Source organism: Acinetobacter sp. YH12152 (assembly GCF_013418285.1).
In the GTDB taxonomy this organism is placed as follows: domain Bacteria; phylum Pseudomonadota; class Gammaproteobacteria; order Pseudomonadales; family Moraxellaceae; genus Acinetobacter; species Acinetobacter amyesii.
Genome location: NZ_VPCH01000026.1, coordinates 32,407 through 51,202, shown reverse-complemented (window position 1 = coordinate 51,202; position 18,796 = coordinate 32,407). Strand labels below are relative to the sequence as shown.

The window sequence follows — 18,796 nt, the reverse complement described above, 5'->3', positions numbered from 1 at the left end:
CCTATTTAAGTGATGTGCTGAAAAGGTTGCCGACACACAAAGTGACCCAAATTGAAGAATTGCTGCCGCACTGCTGGAAACCTAAATTGAATTAAAAAATAGGTATGGGATTCAGCGGACGCTTACATTTAAAGTACGCTGTCTCACCTATAACCGCCAATTTATCTATTCATTCGATCATTTTTAAGCGCTCAAATAAAAACGCCCAATGCAATGCATCAGGCGTTTGTTCAAAAGTAACTACGTTTTCAGGTTAAATTTTTCAATACTTAAGAAGCATTTTGCTGTTGTACAAAGGCAATAAACTCGTCTTCGCTCATCACAGGTACACCCAGCTTTTCAGCCTTTTCTAATTTAGAACCTGCCTTTTCACCTGCAACTACACATTTGGTTTTACCCGAAACACTACCACTGACACGTGCGCCTAAGGCTTGTAGCATTTGCGTCGCTTCATCACGACCCATGGTGCTCAGAGTCCCTGTAATCACCCAACTCTCGCCATTCAGTGGCTGACGACTTGGTGCAACGGGTGCATCCCAATGAATCCCTGCTGCCAACAAACGATCAACCACTTCGAGGTTATGCGGCGCTTGGAAAAAGTCGACAATCCATTCTGCGGTAATATCACCAACGTCTGGCGTTTTTTTCAAGGATTCGAGATCTGCATGACGAATCGCATCAAAAGTTTGGAAAGTATTCGCGAGCATGCGTGCCGTGGTTTCACCCACGCCTCGAATGCCGAGTGCATAAATAAATGCACCTAGCGTCGTTTTCTTACTATTTTCAATGGAGTCAATGAGGTTTTGAACCGACTTCTCACCCATTTTTTCAATGGTCAGTAATTTTTCACGATGCTCATGCAAGCTATAAATATCAGCAACATCTTTGAGTAAATCCAAATGTAAAAGTGATTCCGCCCAACGGTCACCTAAGCCCTCAATGTCCATAGCTTTACGCGATACAAAGTGACGAATCGCCTCAATACGCTGTGCAGCACAGTACAAACCACCTGAACAACGTGCCAAGGCTTCACCTTCTGGCATCACGACAGGAGATGCACAGACTGGGCAACATGCAGGTAACTGAACTTCTACCGTATCTACAGGGCGGAATTCAGGCCATACTTTTTCCACTTTTGGAATCACATCACCACTACGGTATACACTGACCGTGTCACCCACACGTACATCTAAACGATGAATTTCACCAATATTATGTAGGGTGACATTGGAAACTGTTACCCCACCGACTGCCACAGGGTTTAAACGCGCGACTGGGGTCAAAGTCCCTGTACGCCCCACTTGCCAATCAATATTTTCAACCGTCGTGAGCGCTGCGACTGCAGGGAATTTATATGCCGTTGCCCAGCGCGGTTCACGACTTAAAAAACCCAGTGTTTGCTGTTGCTTCAGGCTGTTTACCTTAATCACCATGCCATCAATTTCAACACTCAGGCTTGGACGATCAATAATCATTTGCTCATACGCAGCTTGTACGTCCTGAATGCTGTCACAAATAAAGTGACGTTCACCGACAGCAAAACCAAACTGTGTCAGCCATTCTAAGCTAGCAGACATGGTGGTTTGACCATGATGTGGTTCGCACTGTGCAATGCCATAGGCATAAAAAGCCAAAGGACGTGAAGCCGCAATTGCAGGGTCGAGTTGACGTAAGCTTCCTGCTGCTGCATTTCGTGGATTGGCAAAGGTTTTTTCACCATTGGCTTCGTTTTCAGCATTGAGCTTTTCAAAGCCTGACTTTGGCATCAGGACTTCACCACGAACTTCAAGCAGACTTGGAATATTGGTCTGTGTAGAAGTCAGTACTTTAGGCAAATTACGAATGGTTTTTACATTTTGGGTAATATCTTCCCCTGTTTCACCATCGCCCCGTGTCACACCACGGACTAAAATGCCATTTTCATACCAAAGAGAAATCGCCAGCCCATCAAATTTTAATTCGACATCATATTCAATTTTTTGATTCGGCAAGCGCTCTTCTACGCGGCGTGCAAAGGCAAATAAATCTTCTGCATTAAATACATTACCCAATGACAACATAGGCACTGCATGGGTTACAGACTCAAACTTAGACAAAGCCTTTCCACCCACTTTTGTGGTTGGTGTATCAGGTTGCACTAAATCAGGATGTTGCTCTTCTAAAGCTTTTAATTGGTGAAAAAGTTGATCATATTCACTGTCCTCAATTTCTGGCGTGTCCATAACATAGTAGGCATGGTTATGCTTCGCCAAGAGTTGAATCAGTTGTCGCATCTGTGCAACGACAGTGGATTGTTGTGTCATACATTCACCATAAAAAAGGGCGGTTCATGCTCCGCCCTCAAATTTCATTATCTGTTGCTATTATAGAAACCCACTCGGTGAGTTTCAATCAAAGACGCTTAGACTTCGATAGCTTGACCTTGACGATAATCAATCGCTTGATGACGCCAATGTTCACGCATCTGCGGTGTAAATTCTTGGTTATTTTGATCATACACAGTACCGTCAATTTCACGTGCAATTAGACGTGAAATGCTGTCCATGGTATCAAAGGCATTTTGTACATCGCTGTGTGGCAGCGCTAAGAAGAAGGCCAAACCTTTTACTTCTTCAGTCGATAAAGTTTCAAGATCAAAACCTTGCGCAGCGCCATCATTATTCATTTGCAATACAGAGAATAATAACTTTGTACCTTCTTCATCATAGCGATGGAAACAGGCCATTTCGCCAAAACGCAGGCCGTATTTGAGTAACACTTTTAATGCTTTTTCACCCGACAAGGCACGGCTATCCGGGAACACATTTAAGGCGATATAAGTTTCCGCAGTTGCTAAAGCACTTTCTTCATCAACAATTTTTTGTTCGTGTAAATGAGCATCCAAAATACTGCTTTCTTCATCAAAATCGCTGATTTCAGCTTTTTCAATTGCGCTATTTACACTAAATTCCGGGGCTTTTTCTGCAGGGACAACCTCAGCCTGAACATCCGCCACAGGAATCGCGATTTCATTGGCTACATCTGCTACAGATGTAACCGTTGTAGATTCTGTTGCAGTTTGAGCGTTTTCAACTGAAATAGGATCCGTCGTAGTCGTCTCAGTCTTTGCCGTCGCCTCAACGCTCTGCTCTGCTTGTTCCGTTGCCGTTGCTTCTGGCGTTACATTTGCTTGAACAGCTTCAGTCGTTTCAGCCGCTGTGACTTTTTCCTCAGCCAAAGTCGGCTCAACACGTTGCGTGGTTTCAGATGTATTTAACTGATTTCGTACATGGCGCGGAATAACAGGTTGCTGACTATCAGGATCAATATGTAATTCGGTGTCAAGTGATGGCGCTGCATCTGCAGGTTTACGAAACATCATTCGAATGCCCACAACCATGATAATTACAGCGATTACAATCCCAACTATAGTGGTGATTTCCATGTTATGCCTCCGCAGCTAAACCGTATTCTTTGGCTTGCTCTATATTCACAGTCACTAATTTTGAAGTTCCTGGTTCTGGCATGGTCACACCAAGTAAGTCAGTTGCCATTGTCATAGCCAGTTTATTGTGTGTAATGTAGATAAATTGCACTTGTTCTGAAAGCTCTTTTACAAGATTACAAAATCTTCCTACATTTGCATCGTCTAAAGGTGCATCGACTTCGTCTAAAACGCAAAATGGTGCAGGATTTAGGCGGAAAATCGCAAAAACCAAAGCCAATGCGGTCAGTGCCTTTTCACCACCTGACAATAATGCCAAAGAGCTATTTCGTTTACCCGGTGGTCGTGCCATCAGTTTTACACCTGATTGCCAACCATCTTCAAGGCTTAAACTTGCTTCACCACCATTAAATACTTTCGGAAACAACGCTTGAAGTTCAGCATTAACCTTATCAAAGGTGGTCATAAACAGCTTTCGAGTTTCCTGATCAATGCTTTTCATCGCAGCTTGCAGTTGTTCAACGGTCTTTTGCAAGTCATCAATTTGGTGGCTTAAATCATCAAAGCGTTTAGAAACTTCAGTATATTCTTCTGCCGCAGCCAAGTTGACTGCACCCAATTTATCAAACTGCTGCTGTGCTTTTTCTAGTTTTTGCTGATGGGATACCACATCAATGCTTAAATCTGTCAGCATTTCGCTGTTCATTTCTTTCAGCTGTTCAGAATAATGCTGCAAATCAGACTGCGCGGATTGCCAAGCCAAACGCTTTTCTTCCAATTGCGTACGCAATTTTTCATCTTGCTGTTGATGTGAATGGCGTTGTTCCGTCAATGTCTGTTGTTTGCTCTGTACGTTATTCAGTTCAAGCTGCCAGTCATTCCAGGTTTTTTGTAAACGTTCAGTGACTTGAGCCTGCTCTGAATACTGTGACTCAAGCGCAGGCAATTCTAACTGTACCGGATCGACAAATTTCTTTGCCTGCTCCATCTGTCCAATAATTTGCTGAGTTTGCGCTTTCAAAAAGACCGTGTCTTTTTCTAATAATTCAATCTGTTGTTTTGTCTGTACAGACTGACGACGCACAATTTCCAATTCTTGCTGACTGTGTAATGCCACTTGCTGAGCACTTTCCAGTGCTAGACTCAACTCTTCAACTTGGAATTGCAAGGTTTTATAATTGGGCAAAGCTTGCTCAAGCTTCATCGTCAGCGCATGCAGATCAATTTCCAAATCGTCTTTTTGCATGGCATCTTCTTCGAGCTGCGCTTCAAGTTGCTGCAATTGATCTTCTAACTGCTGCTTTTGTAATGCAAATGCCTGATTGGAACTTTGTACCTTCGCAATGGCAACATCAGCATTTTGAATGTCTTTTTGCCAAGTTTTTAATTGGCTGTGTTGCTGTTGCAGGTTTTGCTGTAAAGCCTGTATGGCATTTTGCAACTCAGGCAATTGGCCTTCTAGTTGCGTCAGCTTTGGCTGCTGCTCTGCAAGTAATTCAGTCAATTCATCTAAACGAATACGGTGGCTCAATGCACCTTGCCCTGCTTGGCTGTCCTCATCATAGTCTAGACCAATCACCCAATCTGCACCGACATGATAACCATCGAGCGTGAGTATTGACTCACCAGCGGCCAGTTTAGCCTGATTACTCAATGCCACCGTCAATGTTTCGGTAATCGCGACCTGCTGCCAGATCGAAAGTTGTGGTGCTTCAATCCACGTCGCCAAAGCTTCTAATCCAACGATTTGTGCTGCGGTGTGGTTACTGCCTTTGACCTGACGTGCGGTACTGTCTTGAAAGTCATCACTGCTTCCTAAGACTTGGGCACTCAGCCATTTAGACAAAAATTTCTCGACCAGTTGTGCATGCTGTTTACCTTGTGTGCTCAACTGCAACTGCTGCATTAAATGTTGACGCTGGCTTTGCTGCTTTGGACTGGCTTTAATCATCAATTGATTTAGGTTTTTCTGCTCGGACAACAGCACCTGTATTTCTGACTTTAGCTGCAGCACCGTATTTTTGTGCTGTGCCTGCTGTTCTTGTGCAGCTGCAAGCTGTGTCTGCGTTTCGGCAATCACCAGCTCTTGTTGCATAATTTGTTGTTCGAGCTGTTGCTTATCTTGCTGATACTGCTCCAACTCATCTTGCTGCGCCTGATGCTGAATTTGACCACGTTGCTGTTGTAGGGTCTCACGCTGTTGCTCAATACGACCAATATTTTTGGTCAATTGTTCACTCTGCGCCAACATCTGTAGCTTTTGCTGTTGCTGCTTTTCGACTTGCCCACGGCATTGTTCAAATTGTTGAACCGCTTGTTGATGCTGAGCTTTCAAATCGGCTAACTGCTGGGTCTGATCTTGACTACTGCTTTCTTGACGCTGTAATTGCTCAACAAATCCATCTTGCTGTTCTTGCAGCGTTTCCAGTTGTAACTCTAATAGCTGTAAACGTTCTTTGGTTTGGGCTTTTTGCTTTTCAAGCTCCACCAAACTTGCCGAATTTTGTGCAAATAAACCCTGTTTTTGCTCCAGCGTCATTTTCAACTCAGACAGTTTCTTTTCCGCCTGTTGCCATTCGCTTTGTAATGGCGTGGACTGTTGAATAAGCCGTTGAAATAAAGCACTGGTGGAAGATAAGTCATGCTCTAGGGTGTTCAGCTCAGAACGAACCAGTTTGAAGGTTTCCCCGAGCTCATTCATCTGAAGCGTGTATTCTTGCTGTAAACGCGTGCTTTGTTCACATTGGAAAGACAGCACTTCGATCTTAATGGTACGAATCTGGGTTTCTAATTCTTTGTATTGCACTGCCGTTTCAGACTGCCGTTTTAAGGTTTTCAGCTGAGATTTCAGTTCTGATGCAATGTCTTCGAGACGTTCTAAGTTTTGAGTGGTGTGTTCTAGATGCTGTAAAGTTTCACGACGACGAGCTTGATAGCGAGAAACCCCAGCGGCTTCTTCAATATACACACGCATTTCTTCAGGTTTGGCATCGACCAAACGGTTGATCATGCCCTGTTCAATAATCGCATACGAACGTGGACCTAAACCGGTACCTAAGAAAATATCGGTAATATCACGACGGCGGCATTTGGTGCCGTTGAGGAAATATTCGGATTTACCATCACGATTGACCTGACGACGAACTGCTAGTTCAGTATAGGCATTATAAGCGCCACCTAGCTTGCCATAGGTATTATCAAAACGCAGTTCAACACTCGCCATCCCGACTGGTTTACGCTTGGCCGTTCCGGTAAAAATAACATCTTGCATGGTGCCACCACGCAATTGACGGGCACTGGATTCACCCATAACCCAACGAATGGCATCAATCACATTGGATTTACCACAGCCGTTCGGTCCAACAACCGCACTACGGTTGCCTTCAAATTTTAGAGTTGTGCTATCGGCAAAAGATTTGAAGCCGGAAAGTTTTAAACTGCTTAAACGCATAATGTCCTGATCAGCGGCGTGAACGTCTCGCCCACGCTAATTCGATTTGTTTCATCCGTGTTAGTGATTCCAACACAAGGTTGCGTAAGTGTCGACAAAAATCTTCCACAAATAAAGTGGCTTGATGTGATTTTCTGATTAAAACTGCATCAGTCACTAATTTAAACAAATCAAAAGATTCTTGTATTTCACGTCGTGAAATATTCAGTGTCAGGAAATAACTGCGTCTGAGTGATGGCAACAATTCTTGGTAATAACGCATCAGGTAGGTATTTCCCACCATTTCATGCTGACGAGCCATGCCCTGAAAAATCAGATCATAAAACTTTTCAGTATTGCCTTGGCGAGTTTCCACGTCTAATTGTTCAAGTAATAACTGAATACGCTCAGCTTCATGGCTGCGCCACGTTTCCGCCATACGATGCACAATTTGACCCAACAATAATGCTGCAATATCAAATAATGAGCGCACTTGTAAAGCCGACATTTCAGAGACTAAGGCGCCACGGCGTGGGTAGATTTCAATGAGCTGGGTCCGTTCTAAAATCAATAAAGCTTCACGAACAGAGCCACGGCTCACATCCAATTCGGCCGCAATTCTGAGTTCCTGAATACGCTCGCCTTCGACCAACTCACCGCGAATGATTTGTTCACCGATGTGTTTGGCAATTTGTTCTGACAAACTGTCCGCTTCTTGTTGTTGCATACTGTTCCTATCTTTTTTTTATAAGATGCAATGTTCAGATTTACACTCAATCTATTTGCATTAGAAACGATAAGCAACCTAATTGAACATGACATTGTCTGACAATCTTGTGTCAACAAAGCCAATTTTGTCAGTCAAAACGGACAATCAAGCGCCAAAGGCTTGCACACCTTGATAAATAAAATAGCAACCAACTGTTGTTAATAAGCATGCAAAACAACGCTTTAGCATAAATGGTGACAACATATGAGCCACTTTCGCACCCAATTTCGCAGTGATGAAGCTCATTACACTAATCCCGATAAATGCATAAATATGGATATAACCAATGGTATTGGGAACCTCGATATCGGCATGATGACCAAACCACATAAAGCCGAGTGCCCCTGCAATCGCAATCGGTAAACCACATGCAGCAGAGGTTGCGACCGCTTTTTGCATAATGACGCCGTTTTTATTCAAATACGGGACGGTTAAGCTACCTCCACCAATACCGAAGATCGCAGAGGCAATCCCAATACCACCCCCTGCTGCCATTTGCATGGCTTGTGAGGGTAAATGTTTATTCGGATCGACTGGTGTCGCTGCACCGCGAAACATTTTAAAGGCCACCCAGACCGCAAAAAAGCCAATCAACAGTTGCAAACCCTGCCCTGAGAGATAATCAGCAATGCCTGCACCGAGAAATGAACCGATCACCAAACCCGGTGACAAATTCCGAAAGACATTCCACAGCACGGCACCTTTTTTATGATGAGCCGAAACCGAACTGAGTGAGGTGACAATAATCGTGGCTAAAGATGTGCCCACCGCCATGTGCATAATCACACTGGGATCATATTGAAGTTGGGTAAAGACAATGAATAAAATCGGCACAATAATCAGGCCACCGCCCACACCAAATAGCCCCGCAGCAAAACCAGCGATTGCACCAATCAGTAAATATATGATTAACTCCATCAATATTATTCCACAACTCTCAGATTCAAATGGATTTAGAGACCAGACACTTACAGCAATTGCTGAGCACAGTACCTCAGCCGCCTGAAGTTTTATTACTGAAGCCCATTACCACATCGACCAATGACGATGTCCGTGAGATTGCCAAAAAAGGCATTCAACATGTTTTGGTATGCAGTGAAGAGCAAACTCAGGGGCGTGGGCAACGCGATCATCAATGGGTCTCACCCGTTGGTAATATCTATTTAAGCACATTGCTGAATTTACAAACAGCGATAGATGGACGGCTTGCACTCGAAATTGCCTTAAATATCTTACAAATGCCAAGTTTGCAAAATCTCGCTTTACAAGTGAAATGGCCTAATGACCTGTATAGCCCACAAGGCAAATGGGGCGGGATTTTGATTGAACCGATTTCGCCACATCAAGCGATAGTCGGCGTTGGCATGAACTTATTTCCGATTCCATCCATAGGAATTGAGCAACGTGCAACATCGTTATCTGAACTCGGACTTCCCTCGCCAAACCGGTTACAGTTAATTACTGAACTGTATGCAGCAATTCAACTTGCAGGTGAATGGTTCGATCATAACTGCTATAACCTCGCTGAACGATTCAACCATTACGCTGCATTTATGCAACAGCCCGTTGAACTTGAACACCTGCAAGGCAAAAGCCAAGGTCGCTTTCTCGGCATTGAAAATGATGGTTCGATCAACATCCAAACCTCGCAGCGCTTAGAAAATTATTTCCAAGGCCGCTTACGTTTAGCAGATCAATCATAAACAGGATTGCAAAGGCCTACTGATGAAAAAATTATGGCTCGATGTCGGTAATACACGGCTGAAATACTGGATTACCGAATACGATCAAATCATAGAGCATGCTGCGGAACTGCATTTACAGTCGCCTGCCGAACTACTTCTCGGTTTGATCCAGCACTTTAAAAGCTTGGACTTAGATCAGGTCGGGATTTCTTCAGTACTCGACAAGAAAAATAATGATCGGATTCAAAAAATTCTTAAATTTTTAGCGGTTCCTGTCACCATTGCCAAAGTTCATGCCGAATATGCGGGCTTACGCTGTGCTTATGAAGACACCAGTAAATTCGGGATCGACCGTTGGCTGCAAATGCTCGCAGTGGTCAAAGACCCTACTCAAAAATACTGTGTCATTAGTTGCGGAACGGCACTCACCATTGACTTAACGGATGGCTTACAACATTTAGGCGGTTATATTTTGCCAAATTTGTATTTGCAACGTGATTCGCTCATCCAAAACACCAAAGGCATTAAAATTCCAGATGCCACCTTTAACGAGCTGTCTCCTGGTAAAAATACCATAGACGCTGTTCATCATGGCATCTTGCTCAGCTTGGTCAGCACCATTGAAAAGGTTCTCGACAAATATCCAAGTCAGTTGATTTTAACCGGTGGCGATGCTGCGCTATTTGCACGCTATTTAGAACAATATCAGCCAGCTGTCGAAGCAGATTTGCTGCTTCGAGGCCTACAAAGTTATGTAAATGGCGTGTAATTTAGCCATTTTTTGATAGCAAACTGTGAAAGCGTGATGACCAATGGTGATCACGCTTTTTTATTGATGGTCATTTCATATAAGCGTGGTTACAAATTGTATCGCGATTCATGACCTTTTTTCGTCCAAGGAATTACAATAGCCTGCGATGATCGACAGATACATCAGCAACTTTATAATTTAAAAATGTCTTTCAAGATAGAATATAAGACGAAGAGTATAGATATGAAATTTAAAAATTTACTGGGTTTAAGCCTGCTCGCCTCTACATTATTCTTCGGCGGTTGTACCACGACACAAAATCTAGCCAACTCTAAAATCCCTGCCGAAATCAAATCACAGCTCAGCACCTCTGAAGCTGTTTTGGGTTATTTCGGTGATGAAGATAATCCTGATTACTGCGGCTGCGTATCGTATATTGACTCAAGCTATTACATGACCCCAGTCAAAGACGGCTATTACCGTGTACTTTTAGGTCGTAATGCCACAGGTGATTTTTTAGTCCAAGATTTTTACCAAGAAACCAAAACCCCTCAATCCTCACCTGCTTGGGTTAAAGATCCGATGAAACTATTTAGTTTCAGTGGCAGTGACATTGAAGGTCCGGTAACGCTTTATCGCAAAAACGGCAAAGTAGAATCAACCTTTGTGAACCAAGATGGCGTGAGCATCCACGGCGAAGAGTTTTATCCAACAGGACAACGTGGCGCAGCGTATAAAGTCGATGAAAATGGCAATGATGCCTATCGCTTATGGTATGCCTCAGGAAAAATTGCGGCTGAATATGTCGTCGATACCGATGGTGAATATGTTGGTGCTTATAAAGCATGGCAGGAAGATGGTCGCGAAGCCAATGACAACATTGACGACATTCGTGAACGTGTTGCTTTAGAACTCGACTGATCTATCAACAAATCGAACAAACAAAAGGCGCAGATTGCGCCTTTTTTTATCTTCAATTGCACCTATTGCATGATCAATTTTAGTTTTCACTATTACCTTATCTACAAAACACGCGATCTATTAAACACGCGCACAAAACCTATCTAAGCCGTTAAAATCGGCTCTAACACGTGCCACAGTTGTGGAATCTCAGAAAAGCCATCTTTTGCTGTGAAATGCCCTGCTTCTTTCACTTCATAAATTTGTGCATTTATAAAATTGCCCAATTGAATCGCAACCGGTGGCGGCACGATTGGATCATTGGATGAAATCAGACTGATACAAATCGGCATATAGGTCTGTAAAACACCGCTATCCATTTTTGCACGTTGAATAAATGCGGTTAATTCAGGCTGTGTCGGTAAACTACTTTTAAAACCTGACACAAAAACGCCCGCTTTAATCCGTGTGCTATGCTGTTCAAAATATTGATTGAGATAATGCAGCGTGGTTAAGCACCCCAAACCATGTGCAATCACGATGGTATTTTCATCCAAATCAGGCATTTGCAACGCTAGAAATTTCTGCCAATGGTCAAAATCAGGTTGTGCTGCATTTGCCATAACGATGCGTCGAGAATAATGTCCTGCTTCTTGCAGCTTTCGTCCTAACCAAGGAAACCAATGATCATTCGGCGAAGTATCATGACCATGAACAATATAGATCTTTTGGCTTTCTGGCGTATGCGGTGTATTCATGATTTGATTCTTATTCTAGGTGATTATTTTTAGTGAAGCTTTCAATTTGCAGTTCGGCAAATTTTCACCTCTGTTTTAAACCTGCCACCTACACGCTCTCAATGTCAATTTGGCATCTTTTTGTAATGATTTAGCTCAGTTCGGTATCTATCTGCTGGTATAGCAAGATTCCCTCATCCAGTACTTGCTATCAAATGCACTCGATCACTTTGCTTGAGCGTACAGTCTCGTTAAATTTCAGCCATAAAAAAAGGCGCTGAATGCGCCTTTTTTTAAGTCCAAATTACTTCGGATCTTTACTGCCGAACAATGGACCCATGCCACCGCCGCCAAATTGTTTTTGCATATTGCCCAATGATTTCATCATTTTTGCCATACCTGTTGGGTTGGCAAACTTCTTCATCATTTTCGCCATTTGCGCATGTTGCTTGATGAGTTTATTCACTTCCGCAACATCCATACCACAGCCTGCTGCAATACGTTTTTTACGGCTTGGATTCATCAAGTCTGGGTTACGACGTTCTTTAATGGTCATCGATTGAATAATCGCTTCCATTTTCTTCACTTGCTTTTCAGGATTTGCTTGTGCAATCGCATCTTGAATCCCTGAGTTGCTCATGCCTGGAAGTTTATCCAGGAAGCCCATCATGCCGCCCATTTTGTTCATTTGTTCAAACTGCATCAGCATATCTTCAAAGTTGAAGCTACCGCCTTTTTGCAGTTTTTTCGCCATTTTTTCGGCTTTTTCTTTGTCGATTTTACGTTCAACTTCTTCGACCAAAGAAAGTACGTCACCCATACCCAAAATACGCTGTGCGATACGTTCAGGATGGAATGGCTCTAGGGCATCGAGTTTTTCCCCCATACCCAAGAATTTGATTGGCTTACCAGTAATGGCACGAACAGAAAGTGCTGCACCACCACGTGCATCACCATCCGTTTTTGTCAGGATCACACCCGTCAAAGGCAAGGCATCATTAAAGGCTTTTGCCGTATTCGCCGCATCCTGACCAGTCATGGCATCAACCACGAACAATGTTTCAGTCGGCTTAATCGCTGCATGCAGCTCTTTAATTTCATCCATCATTTCGTCGTCTACATGTAAACGACCTGCTGTATCGACAATCAAGACATCAGCAAATTGAATTTTTGCTTGCTCAATCGCACGATTTGCGATGGTAATTGGTTTTTCGTCTGCGCTTGATTCAAAGAAAATCGCGCCAACTTCACCAGCAACTGTTTGTAGCTGTTTAATCGCCGCTGGACGATAAACGTCGGCAGACACCATTGCTACTTTTTTCTTTTGACGTTCTTGTAAGAAACGTGCAAGTTTTGCCGCAGTAGTTGTTTTACCCGCACCTTGCAAACCTGCAAGAAGCACAACAACTGGTGGTTTTGCCGCTAGGTCTAGGCTTTCATTCGCCTCACCCATCATTTTGGTCAATTCGTCATGAACGATTTTGACGAAAGCCTGCCCCGGTGATAACTGAGTCATCACTTCTTGGCCCAATGCTTCTTCCTTAACTTTCGCGATGAATTCACGAGTTACAGGTAACGCAACATCGGCTTCAAGAAGTGCCATACGTACTTCGCGTAACGTATCTTTAATATTGTCTTCGGTTAGCTGCCCTGAGCCAGTAACATTTCTTAAACTCTGCGTGAGTCGTTCTGTTAAGGTATCAAACATTGCAAAATCCGCTTAAAATAGCCATGAGCAAAAAATTGTTTCTTAAAATAGAAAATTTATGCATAGAATGCTATAGGATACTTTAGTTCTTGCAGAATTTATATAAATGAATATTCAACATCCTGAAAAAGGTTTGACATGATCAGTCTCCCCTTGGTTTACACGATCCTAGCATTAATCGCTTATACCACGTCTTTTTGGTATTTATTCAGCCATTTAATGTCTAAACGTGCGCCGAACCATTGGTTTATTGGTGTTGTACTTGGTTTAGGCATGTTATTGCATGCAGGTGTTTTATATAACGACATGTTGACGCCTATGGGTGTGAACTATGACGTGTTCAACCTGATGTCATTTACTTCAGGTCTCATGCTATTACTCAGTGTGTTATTTAGTACCTATCGACCTGTGCTGGCAATGAACCTGTTAGGCATTCCTGTCGCAGCGACAGGGTTGATTTTAGGCTTTGCATTTAGTCGACAAAATCAATTTATAGAACAACATTCGCTGGGTTTAGACATCCATATTATTTTGTCGCTTTCCGCGTATGCCGTCCTGCTGATGGCAACTATTCAAGCGGTTATTTTGCGTTTACAAGACCGTGAACTGAAAAACAAGCAGAAAAAACGTGTATGGGTGAGCCTGCTTCCATCCTTCCAAGCCATGGAATCTTTACTATTTGATTTATTGATTGCTGGTTTTGCACTACTGACCGTGGCACTTGGGTTTGGTTTCTTCACCATCGATAACTTCTTTGCACAGCATTTGGCGCATAAAACTGCCTTTAGCATCATTTCATGGTTCGTCTATGGAGCTTTGCTCATTGGACACTATCGATTTGGTTGGCGTGGTCAAAAAGCCATTCGCTTTACCATTATTGGTTTTTGTCTCTTGGCAGTTGGCTTTATTGGTTCTAAGTTTATTTTAGAAATGGTTTTGGGCCGCTAAGTCGACGATGAAACAATTTTAAGTTTTATTAAGAAGTAAGTTTTATTACGAAGGGAGCTAAGGCTCTCTTTTTTATAGCTTGATTATTCACACAGAAATAACAGGCATAAAAAAAGCGCTATACAGCGCTTTTTTTTCATTACGTCTAAATTATAGAGCAACGATGTTTACAGCATTCGGGCCTTTTTGACCTTGAGCGATGCTGAAAGAAACCTTTTGGCCTTCTTGCAAAGTTTTGAAGCCAGAACCAGTGATTTCGCTGAAGTGAGCAAAAACGTCAGGACCGTTGTCTTGTGCAATAAAACCGAAACCTTTAGTTTCGTTGAACCATTTAACTGTACCAGTAACTGTATTAGACATAATAATACCTATTAATTTGTTGATTTAGCCATTGGATGATGACTGACTATAACTTGGAAAATAATAAAGAATTGAACTTCATTTCTGTAAAAAACGAAGGATTATGACTAACACTGCGATACTTAAAGAAAATTTACGAAACAATACTTTTTTTCTAGTTGCAGCCATCATACATGAAATCTTAAAAGATTCAAGCACAGTATATGTTGTTGATTCCATTAAAAAACAACAGTAAAAGCCATCTTCTTATTATTACTATCCATCTGTATTTACTCATTTTATTGTTTAAGTTTTATGTCAGTCAAGACTTTACGACTTTGGTCCTAATTTCACCAAATAATTACATAAAATCTTGTGATTTCGTATTCCGCATCACCAGAAGCACAAAACCTAGACATCCCTTTCAAAACCACGTATAACTCCGTTTTTCAATTTTTGGCTGTGTGACCGTGAAACTTGTTCTTGCGCCGATGGAAGGCTTAACCGACCCAATTATGCGAGATGTGTTGACGCATGTTGGGAGTTTTGACTGGTGTGTAACCGAGTTTATCCGTGTCACGGACTCTGTCCTGCCCGACCATATTTATCATAGTTATTGTCCCGAACTGAACAATGACGGCAAAACTGCAGCAGGAACACCGGTTCATGTGCAGTTCTTAGGTAACAATCCGACCATGCTCGCGGCAAATGCTGTACGCGCAGTAGAACTTGGTGCACCTGCGATTGATATGAACTTTGGTTGTCCTGCAAAAACCGTCAATCGCCACCGTGGTGGTTCAGTTCTGCTAGATGAACCTGAAGTGGTGTATGAGTTAGTCAAAGCTGTGCGTGATGCTGTTCCGAGTCATATTCCTGTATCGGCAAAAATGCGTTTGGGTTATATGGATCATAACTTCACCATGGAAAATGCGCATGCCATCGAAGATGCGGGTGCCGCATGGGTTACAGTCCATGCGCGAACCAAAGCCGATGGTTATACCCCGCCTGCCTTTTGGGATCAGTTGCAACCCATTCGTGAAGCATTGAAAATTAACGTGATTGCCAACGGTGAAATTTGGAACAATGCCGATGCCAAACAATGCCAACTCGAATCTGGTTGTGAAGACCTGATGATTGGTCGTGCTGCGGTGACCACCCCTGACATTACACAGTGTATTCGTCGTAATACCGATGAGCCGCTGATTACATGGCATGAACTGCTTGGCTTACAAATTCGTTTCTTAAACGGTTCGTATAAAAAAGAAATGAATATGGTCGGTCGTTATAAACAATGGCTCGGCATGATGTCGAAGCACTATCCAGAAGCCAAAGTCCTTTGGGATGAAGTAAAACGTGTCAAACCACTTGATGAAATCGTGCAAAAACTCAAAGCCGGTATGTAAGTTTTAAAGCACATCGCCCAATATGAAAACGAAAAAGTGTGAAAACAGCTATCTCAGCGTAGCCGCAGAGCCTTTGATTACACCTACAGTGTTCAAAGGCTTTGTTGTTTGGCAAACTCTAAAATTGCATCGATCTCATCTGCCAAAAACTCTTTCGGATGTTCCGAAGTCGGGTTCATCACCAAGCTTGCGCCTTTGGTAATGGCAAACAATTTTTCAGCACTGATCATGACAAATTCTGCGTCTGCGCCAACATCCTGTTGAAGCATCGCAAGACTCAGAAAGAATGGAATGGCTTGCTCGCCCTGCTCCTTTTCCATCAATTGAAAATGTAAATGCTGCTCAGCATCACGCTCACCCAGACAATACACTTGGCTGGCTAAAAGTTGCTGATAAAAGTCTTGGTATTGCTCAGGATGATCTAAAGTCGATTCATAAAGATGTTGAAGCGTGTCGTTCATTGTTATTGTCCGTCTATTTTTATCAGTCAGATACTGTTCACAATCCACAGCATACAGGAAGTTTATGAATTATGCCGTTGATTTAATTCTTCAACGTGCTGTCGATTTGTTTTCCACGATTTTTCTAAAATTTCTTTTTCTAAACGCAACTGTATTCGTTTAAGTTTCATTTCAGAGACCACGGGTTGCTGAAAGGTTTGAACATAGTCCACCCAAGCTGTACCCCGAAATACATTCGACGGCATCTTTGTTTTAAACACTGCTTCAGGCATAAAAACAATCACAGAATGCATATTGTCTTTATCCACAATATCGCTCAACACCTGTTCTAACACTTTCATATGTTTATAATTTTGGTGAATTGGATTTTGAAATTTAAAACTTTTTTTATAAATCTTTTGCGTCCATTGTTTTTGTCTCTCGCTCCCAAAAATCCAGCCCTTATAGTTTTTAGTTTCAATCACAAACACACCAAATGGGCTTAAAAGAAGATGATCAATTTGAGTTGTAGCTCCTTCGCCATCTGGTAAGGTCAAATCATTTAACAATATATAATGGTCTTTCAAATAAAGTTTGACATGAACGGCGACAGCAAACTCCCCCATTTTCCCCTTTAAATAAGGTTTAAATGCTTTGATTGCCCCCACAATCAGTAACAATGGAATTAGCCACCACAACGTCGAAATGAGGGGTGCAAAGATTTGAGAAATATTCATTGTTTTGATTCATTATTTTAAATAAGTATATTTTATATTTTATTGTAATTTCTCAATTTTTAACAATATTTCTTTATTTTCTAAACCACCCGCAAAACCCACTAATTTTCCATTTGCGCCCACGACACGATGACAGGGTGCAATAATTGAAATTGGATTTTTACCATTGGCTGCACCGACAGCACGTACGGCTTTGACATTGCCTATCTGCTCTGCAATTTGTTTATAACTGCGAGTTTCTCCAAAAGGAATTGTCAGTAAAGCTTGCCAAACTTGTTGCTGAAATTCGGTACCTTCAAAGTCTAGCGGCAAGTCAAATTGCTGTCTTTTACCTGCAAAATATTCATTTAATTGCTGTGCAGTTTTGAGCAAAATCGGGTGTTGCCGATCTTCAACCAAAGCCGCCAATCGCACACGATTAGGGTTTTCATTTTCCCAAAGGACAGCCACCAATGCGGTTTCATGTGCAACAAGTTTTAATTGTCCAACGGGCGAATCTAAAAACTGATAAGAAAGTTGCATGACATACTCCAAGCTCAAAATCGCAGCACTTCATTATTCAGGAGGACGATAATTTCATCAAGACTAGTCCTGAAATAATCAGTACCGCAGCTAGCATGCGCATGGCATTGGCAGGCTCACCCAATACAACGATGCCGAGGATAAATGAACCCACTGCACCAATCCCTGTCCACACCGTATAGGCTGTACCCAGTGGTAAGGATTTCATTGCATAAGACAATAAAGCGAAACTTGCGATCATGAAAACAATGGTCAAAATACTTGGCGTCAGTTTGCTAAAGCCTTCAGAGACTTTCATACAATAGGCCCAAACCACCTCAAGTAATCCCGCTACAATTAATAAAACCCCAGCCATATTTTTACCCAAAAAAAAGCACAGGGATCAATGACCGCTGTGCTTTAGAACATATTAACTTGAAGATAATTTCATCAAGATTAGACCCGAAATGATCAGTACTGCGGCTAACATCCGCATGGCAGTTGCAGGCTCACCGAGTATAAAAATACCCACGAGGAATGAGCCAATCGCGCCGATTCCTGTCCAAATGGTATAAGCTGTTCCCAGAGGCAACGTTTTCATGGCATAGGCCAATAAACCAAAGCTCAGGATCATAAAAAATAAAGTAACTAAACTTGGGCCAAGTTTTGTAAAGCCTTCTGAGAGCTTCATCGAATAGGCCCAAACGATTTCAAAAATACCAGCGAATACTAGAACAACCCAGGCCATGATGCCTTCCTCCATATTAGTAGAGTCAGGTCGTCCTGACGATTTTTCTTACTGGCTTCGAACAAAGATGTAAGGGAGGTCGTTCCTCCGAATATTGTCTCAGTATAGCAAATATGCTGAATTTTAGTGCAGTCTTTACATTTTTTGACCAAATTCAGGGCGTTATTCAGTTAAGGAAAAAACTTGTGCAGATGAATTGCGCCAAAACATAGCATATCTTTTCAAAGGACAGATTCAGAGATAAAAAAGGCACCACCAAAACCAGTTGATGATGCC

General features: G+C 42.4%; 19 protein-coding genes. 6 read left to right on the top strand and 13 right to left on the bottom strand.

Annotated features, from left to right (window positions below; translation table 11 throughout):
* A partial coding sequence (locus tag FTU83_RS10045) for a transposase domain-containing protein (protein WP_151778716.1) occupies positions 1–95 on the top strand: 95 nt, incomplete at its 5' end.
* Positions 96–269: 174 nt separating this feature from the next.
* Here the strand turns inward: FTU83_RS10045 and ligA are convergent.
* From ligA to FTU83_RS10020, 5 genes are all read right to left on the bottom strand, one after another.
* Positions 270–2,303, bottom strand: a complete 2,034-nt coding sequence (gene ligA, locus FTU83_RS10040; protein WP_180106368.1) for an NAD-dependent DNA ligase LigA — start codon at positions 2,301–2,303, stop codon at positions 270–272.
* Between the two features lie 98 nt (positions 2,304–2,401).
* Positions 2,402–3,424, bottom strand: a complete 1,023-nt coding sequence (locus FTU83_RS10035) for a cell division protein ZipA C-terminal FtsZ-binding domain-containing protein (RefSeq protein WP_180106366.1) — start codon at positions 3,422–3,424, stop codon at positions 2,402–2,404.
* A 1-nt stretch (position 3,425) separates the two neighbouring features.
* A complete protein-coding gene (gene smc / locus FTU83_RS10030; protein ID WP_180106364.1) occupies positions 3,426–6,875 on the bottom strand; it encodes a chromosome segregation protein SMC in 3,450 nt (1,149 codons plus the stop codon).
* A gap of 10 nt (positions 6,876–6,885) precedes the next feature.
* Positions 6,886–7,581 (bottom strand): GntR family transcriptional regulator, encoded by a 696-nt coding sequence (locus tag FTU83_RS10025; RefSeq protein WP_180106359.1) that lies wholly within the window; start codon positions 7,579–7,581, stop codon positions 6,886–6,888.
* Positions 7,582–7,728: 147 nt separating this feature from the next.
* Positions 7,729–8,541, bottom strand: a complete 813-nt coding sequence (locus FTU83_RS10020; protein WP_180106357.1) for a sulfite exporter TauE/SafE family protein — start codon at positions 8,539–8,541, stop codon at positions 7,729–7,731.
* 29 nt (positions 8,542–8,570) lie between these two features.
* On the opposite strand from FTU83_RS10020, the gene FTU83_RS10015 reads away from it, so the two are divergent.
* The 3 genes from FTU83_RS10015 to FTU83_RS10005 all read left to right on the top strand — a co-directional run bounded on the left by FTU83_RS10015 (position 8,571) and on the right by FTU83_RS10005 (position 10,980).
* Positions 8,571–9,326, top strand: a complete 756-nt coding sequence (locus FTU83_RS10015; RefSeq protein ID WP_180106356.1) for a biotin--[acetyl-CoA-carboxylase] ligase — start codon at positions 8,571–8,573, stop codon at positions 9,324–9,326.
* Positions 9,327–9,348: 22 nt separating this feature from the next.
* On the top strand, positions 9,349–10,077 hold the full coding sequence (locus tag FTU83_RS10010; RefSeq protein ID WP_180106354.1) for a type III pantothenate kinase: 729 nt from the start codon (positions 9,349–9,351) through the stop codon (positions 10,075–10,077).
* A gap of 225 nt (positions 10,078–10,302) precedes the next feature.
* Positions 10,303–10,980, top strand: a complete 678-nt coding sequence (locus FTU83_RS10005; protein WP_168378522.1) for a hypothetical protein — start codon at positions 10,303–10,305, stop codon at positions 10,978–10,980.
* Between the two features lie 143 nt (positions 10,981–11,123).
* Here the strand turns inward: FTU83_RS10005 and FTU83_RS10000 are convergent, their stop codons facing one another.
* Both FTU83_RS10000 and ffh read right to left on the bottom strand, forming a co-directional pair.
* Positions 11,124–11,717 carry an alpha/beta hydrolase gene (locus FTU83_RS10000; protein ID WP_180106352.1) on the bottom strand — a complete coding sequence of 198 codons (594 nt, stop codon included), beginning with the start codon at positions 11,715–11,717 and terminating at the stop codon, positions 11,124–11,126.
* A gap of 283 nt (positions 11,718–12,000) precedes the next feature.
* Positions 12,001–13,404 carry a signal recognition particle protein gene (gene ffh, locus FTU83_RS09995; RefSeq protein WP_078191163.1) on the bottom strand — a complete coding sequence of 468 codons (1,404 nt, stop codon included), beginning with the start codon at positions 13,402–13,404 and terminating at the stop codon, positions 12,001–12,003.
* Between the two features lie 138 nt (positions 13,405–13,542).
* On the opposite strand from ffh, the gene FTU83_RS09990 reads away from it, so the two are divergent.
* Positions 13,543–14,352 carry an inner membrane protein YpjD gene (locus FTU83_RS09990; RefSeq protein WP_078191164.1) on the top strand — a complete coding sequence of 270 codons (810 nt, stop codon included), beginning with the start codon at positions 13,543–13,545 and terminating at the stop codon, positions 14,350–14,352.
* 150 nt (positions 14,353–14,502) lie between these two features.
* On the opposite strand, the gene FTU83_RS09985 is transcribed toward FTU83_RS09990, so the two are convergent.
* Complete coding sequence (locus FTU83_RS09985; protein WP_067761877.1) at positions 14,503–14,712, bottom strand: cold-shock protein; 210 nt, start codon at positions 14,710–14,712, stop codon at positions 14,503–14,505.
* A 449-nt stretch (positions 14,713–15,161) separates the two neighbouring features.
* Here FTU83_RS09985 and FTU83_RS09980 point away from each other — a divergent pair, with 449 nt between their 5' ends.
* Positions 15,162–16,094 carry a tRNA-dihydrouridine synthase gene (locus FTU83_RS09980; RefSeq protein ID WP_180106345.1) on the top strand — a complete coding sequence of 311 codons (933 nt, stop codon included), beginning with the start codon at positions 15,162–15,164 and terminating at the stop codon, positions 16,092–16,094.
* A gap of 92 nt (positions 16,095–16,186) precedes the next feature.
* On the opposite strand, the gene FTU83_RS09975 is transcribed toward FTU83_RS09980, so the two are convergent.
* The 5 genes from FTU83_RS09975 to FTU83_RS09955 form a co-directional block, all read right to left on the bottom strand.
* Positions 16,187–16,555 (bottom strand): SseB family protein, encoded by a 369-nt coding sequence (locus tag FTU83_RS09975; RefSeq protein WP_180048992.1) that lies wholly within the window; start codon positions 16,553–16,555, stop codon positions 16,187–16,189.
* A 62-nt stretch (positions 16,556–16,617) separates the two neighbouring features.
* The gene (locus FTU83_RS09970) at positions 16,618–17,271 is read right to left on the bottom strand and encodes a nuclease-related domain-containing protein (protein WP_180106343.1); all 654 of its coding nucleotides are present in this window, start codon (positions 17,269–17,271) and stop codon (positions 16,618–16,620) included.
* A gap of 39 nt (positions 17,272–17,310) precedes the next feature.
* On the bottom strand, positions 17,311–17,793 hold the full coding sequence (locus FTU83_RS09965; RefSeq protein WP_180005010.1) for a methylated-DNA--[protein]-cysteine S-methyltransferase: 483 nt from the start codon (positions 17,791–17,793) through the stop codon (positions 17,311–17,313).
* A 37-nt stretch (positions 17,794–17,830) separates the two neighbouring features.
* Positions 17,831–18,148, bottom strand: coding sequence for a quaternary ammonium compound efflux SMR transporter SugE (sugE, locus tag FTU83_RS09960; protein ID WP_180106341.1), 318 nt, complete (start codon positions 18,146–18,148; stop codon positions 17,831–17,833).
* A 54-nt stretch (positions 18,149–18,202) separates the two neighbouring features.
* Positions 18,203–18,520: a multidrug efflux SMR transporter gene (locus FTU83_RS09955; protein ID WP_078191168.1), complete on the bottom strand. Its 318-nt coding sequence runs from the start codon at positions 18,518–18,520 to the stop codon at positions 18,203–18,205.
* Positions 18,521–18,796 lie beyond the last annotated feature (276 nt).

Bases quoted from the DNA above. Each gene is read 5' to 3' on its own strand.
- ligA (WP_180106368.1), bottom strand. From the start codon at position 2,303: ATGACACAACAATCCACTGTCGTTGCACAGATGCGACAACTGATTCAA.
- FTU83_RS10035 (WP_180106366.1), bottom strand. From the start codon at position 3,424: ATGGAAATCACCACTATAGTTGGGATTGTAATCGCTGTAATTATCATG.
- smc (WP_180106364.1), bottom strand. From the start codon at position 6,875: ATGCGTTTAAGCAGTTTAAAACTTTCCGGCTTCAAATCTTTTGCCGAT.
- FTU83_RS10025 (WP_180106359.1), bottom strand. From the start codon at position 7,581: ATGCAACAACAAGAAGCGGACAGTTTGTCAGAACAAATTGCCAAACAC.
- FTU83_RS10020 (WP_180106357.1), bottom strand. From the start codon at position 8,541: ATGGAGTTAATCATATATTTACTGATTGGTGCAATCGCTGGTTTTGCT.
- FTU83_RS10015 (WP_180106356.1), top strand. From the start codon at position 8,571: ATGGATTTAGAGACCAGACACTTACAGCAATTGCTGAGCACAGTACCT.
- FTU83_RS10010 (WP_180106354.1), top strand. From the start codon at position 9,349: ATGAAAAAATTATGGCTCGATGTCGGTAATACACGGCTGAAATACTGG.
- FTU83_RS10005 (WP_168378522.1), top strand. From the start codon at position 10,303: ATGAAATTTAAAAATTTACTGGGTTTAAGCCTGCTCGCCTCTACATTA.
- FTU83_RS10000 (WP_180106352.1), bottom strand. From the start codon at position 11,717: ATGAATACACCGCATACGCCAGAAAGCCAAAAGATCTATATTGTTCAT.
- ffh (WP_078191163.1), bottom strand. From the start codon at position 13,404: ATGTTTGATACCTTAACAGAACGACTCACGCAGAGTTTAAGAAATGTT.
- FTU83_RS09990 (WP_078191164.1), top strand. From the start codon at position 13,543: ATGATCAGTCTCCCCTTGGTTTACACGATCCTAGCATTAATCGCTTAT.
- FTU83_RS09985 (WP_067761877.1), bottom strand. From the start codon at position 14,712: ATGTCTAATACAGTTACTGGTACAGTTAAATGGTTCAACGAAACTAAA.
- FTU83_RS09975 (WP_180048992.1), bottom strand. From the start codon at position 16,555: ATGAACGACACGCTTCAACATCTTTATGAATCGACTTTAGATCATCCT.
- FTU83_RS09970 (WP_180106343.1), bottom strand. From the start codon at position 17,271: ATGAATATTTCTCAAATCTTTGCACCCCTCATTTCGACGTTGTGGTGG.
- FTU83_RS09965 (WP_180005010.1), bottom strand. From the start codon at position 17,793: ATGCAACTTTCTTATCAGTTTTTAGATTCGCCCGTTGGACAATTAAAA.
- sugE (WP_180106341.1), bottom strand. From the start codon at position 18,148: ATGGCTGGGGTTTTATTAATTGTAGCGGGATTACTTGAGGTGGTTTGG.
- FTU83_RS09955 (WP_078191168.1), bottom strand. From the start codon at position 18,520: ATGGCCTGGGTTGTTCTAGTATTCGCTGGTATTTTTGAAATCGTTTGG.